The organism is Micromonospora sp. NPDC049366, assembly GCF_044466625.1.
Lineage (GTDB): Bacteria > Actinomycetota > Actinomycetes > Mycobacteriales > Micromonosporaceae > Micromonospora.
Genome location: NZ_JBITMV010000008.1, coordinates 1 through 3,103, shown reverse-complemented (window position 1 = coordinate 3,103; position 3,103 = coordinate 1). Strand labels below are relative to the sequence as shown.

General features: G+C 66.8%; 2 protein-coding genes and 1 pseudogene. 2 read left to right on the top strand and 1 reads right to left on the bottom strand.

What is annotated here, in order from left to right:
- Positions 1 to 1,852: toxin glutamine deamidase domain-containing protein (locus ACIBTV_RS13250; RefSeq protein ID WP_396704450.1), on the bottom strand; the 1,852-nt coding region annotated here is incomplete at its 3' end.
- 862 nt (positions 1,853 to 2,714) lie between these two features.
- On the opposite strand from ACIBTV_RS13250, the gene ACIBTV_RS13245 reads away from it, so the two are divergent.
- Both ACIBTV_RS13245 and ACIBTV_RS13240 read left to right on the top strand, forming a co-directional pair.
- Entirely contained in the window at positions 2,715 to 2,879 is a 165-nt protein-coding gene (locus ACIBTV_RS13245) for a hypothetical protein (RefSeq protein ID WP_396704448.1), read from the top strand.
- Positions 2,880 to 2,885: 6 nt separating this feature from the next.
- Positions 2,886 to 3,103: pseudogene (locus tag ACIBTV_RS13240) on the top strand (hypothetical protein); the annotation flags it as partial.

Genomic DNA, 3,103 nt, shown 5'->3' with positions numbered 1-3,103 from the left:
CGACGTCGGGCATGGGCACATCGACAGGGGATGCGTCGTCCGTCTCCGCCTGGAAGGGGTAGGCGCTGTCGGTGAGGGCTGGGTGGGCGGTGCTGGTGGGTTCGGTTTGGGTGGGATAGATCGGGAGTGGGCCATGCGTCTTTTGGAACTCGAGCCAGTCGAAGAACGGCCGGTTGGTGTCTTCTGCTATCTCAGCGGAGACGGGGGGTGACGGTGAAGCGTCGAATGCCGGCAGATCGTTGTGGTACGTGTTGCCGGGTCGGTCAACGTGCGCGTCCCCCGGCGCGCTGGTGACGTCGATGTCGTAGCGGTGCTCACCCAGGGCGACGTCGGGCATGGGCACATCGACGGGGGGTGCTTCTGCCGTCTCCGCCTGGAAGGGGTGGGCGCTGTCGGTGGGGGCTGGGTGGGCGGTGCTGGTGGGCTGGGGGTGGCGGGCGTCTTCTGCCATCTCGGGGGACGTTGGCTGGAACTGCGGTGAGGGTGTGTTTTCGTGTGTTTGTGTGTGAGGTGCCGCGGACGTTTCGGGGGCGGCATCGACAACGCCATCGGCTGATTCGCCTGGCTTGAACGCTAACCGATACGTTCGACCTTCCGCGAGATTGAAACCCGCCCTCGGTATCTGTATATCTGCGTCGATGTCAGATAGGGCTCGCCGCAATTCGGATACGTCGGACATAAGGCGAGAATCTTCGTAGGTGGGGTCAATGGCGTTGCAGACTGCCATGATGTTGGCGGCCGAGACGGCCTTTCCCGGGTGCTTGACGTTGGCTCTTATCAACTCACGCAGGATGTGCCCCGACATCAGAGAAATGGATCTGGTTGCCTTCTGCCTGTCGCGAGTGGTGGTGAGTCGGCACTCGTCGACGTAGATGTCCAATCTCACCCCCGAGAAGCTCAGAGAATCATCCGGGGGTGTCTCGCTTCCCGCCAACCGATACCCTGGCCGGGTCGAGGTAGGGGGCAGAATCTCCACATCAGAATTGATTGTTCCAAGCTTCGTCCGGAGCTGCGAGATGATGCCCGTGTGCCACCCTGGCATTGGCTCCCATAGGGGTGGTTTGAGAGCGCGGTGTGCCTTGTAGAAGCTTCCGCTCGAACAGGTGGCCGCCGCCCTCGGACCCTTGTTGTATGTCCTGATCAATTCACGCATGACCAAAGCGTACGGAGATGTGATTTCCACTCGCTCATTCGTCTGTGTGTTGATCAGTGTCGACTTGTGAGGGTGGCGGAAGATCAGGCTGATCTTCAGCTCGTCCGACGTTGTTGTGAGAGCTGGGTCGTTGTCGGCGTGTTGGTGGGGTGCGCCGTAGCGGTGGTCCAGTGGTAGGTCGATCAGTGCCTGGGCGGTGGATTCGGATTGGGTGGTCCGTCGTGCTTGCGTCGGGGCGGCTCGTTGGCTGTTGGTGGTGTGTTCGTTGGGGTGTGGCTCGTGGGTGGCGATGCTGATTGCGGTGCCGGTGGGGTCGAGGATGATGGCTTGGGCGTGTAGGGGGGTGCCTAGGCGTGCGTGGACGGTGGCTCGGTCGGGGTGGTCGATGAGTCGGTCACCGGGTGGGTTTTGGGGTTCGAGCCATTGCAGTGGGTGCTGGGTGTCGGTGCTGTGGTGCAGGACGAGTGCGTGGCCGATGTCGTGGGGTCGTTGTTGCAGGACGAGGGCGGTGCTTCCGGGTCCGGCGGTGGTGAGGTGGTGTTCGAGGTCGTTCCAGGAGCGAACGGGTTGCCATCGCAGGCCGTGACCGATCTGGTCGGTGACGTGTCCGGTGTTGAGCCAGCTGTCGTCGGTGGTGTGTCGGGCGCGGGCGATGGGTGCGCGGTGTGGGTAGAGCTCCTGTTGGATCTCGGTGAGCATCTCGACGCACAGTTGGGCTCGTCGACTGTCGTCGATCAGGTGATCTGTTGGGCTTGGGCGTGGTCGGTCGGCGACGCGGTCCACGATGTGTCGCACGGTGGTGAGGTCGTAGGCGACGGGTGTCTGTTCGCCGGGCGCGGTGCGGGGGGCTTGTCGTGGGGGGTCGGCCGCGAGCGTGGTGGGGTCTGTCGGGTCCGGCCTGGTGGCGAGGGCCGGTGACGTGGTGGTGGTGGGTCCGTCGGTGATGGTGGCGGATGTCGTGGTGGTGGCAGGCGGGGCGGACCAGGCGCCAGGAACAGCCAACGGTGCGGGTGGGGAAGTGTCGCTGGTCGTGGGGGTGTCGCTGTCGGGTGGGGAAGCGGTGAACGTGTCGACCGCTTCACCTGTCGAGGGGTGGGATGCCGAGTGCGGAGGGTGCGGGGCTGCGGGCGTGTCGTTGGGTAGGTGGGGTGGTGAGAGCGCGGGGTTCGTGAGCGGTTCGGGCCCGGACGTGGTGCTGGTGGTGGGCGCGGTCGAGGAGACGCCGAGCGTCGACGGCCAGCCAGGAGCCGGTGGGACACTCCCGCCGGTCGCGAAGGCCGGTCCGCCCGCGGCCCCCGTGCCAGGCACAGTCGCACCATCGGTACTCGTGCCAGCCGCACCCACGCCCGTGCCCGTACCCACGCCCGCGCCGGCAGCCGTGCCCGTGCCGGTGCCTGCTCCCGCTCCCGTGTCGCGAGTGGGGTCGGTTTCGGCGTGCCGCCCGGACGACGGCCCGACCGGGGGCGGTGACGTCGAATACGCCGACGGCGGCGGTGAGTACGCCGGGGGCGGTGCCGTCGAATACGCCGGGGGCGGGGGTTCATAGGCCGGGACCGGGTCGGTGTTCGCGATAGTGTCCGGGTTGTCGGTCGCCGACGTTCTCGGTCCGCCGGTCGTTCTCCCGTCGCCGGTCACCGTGTCGCGGGCGGTGCCGACGCCGTGGAACGTCAGCCTGTTCAGCGCCGAGGAGACCGCGGTGGGTCCGAGGATGCCGTGGTCGATCTGACCGTTCATGATCAAACCGACGACCACCTCCGTGGTCACGTCCTCCGCCGCGCCACCGGCCAGGCCCGCCCCGCCCACGGCCGCCCGGCCACCCGGTCCCCGCGAGGACACGGTCTTCGGATCCACCCCGGCATGGCGACCCAGCCGACGCCCACCACCCTTAGCCGCGCCGAACACCCCGCTGATCAAGCTCTCCAACGCCCCCGACGCCACCGCGTCCCGGGT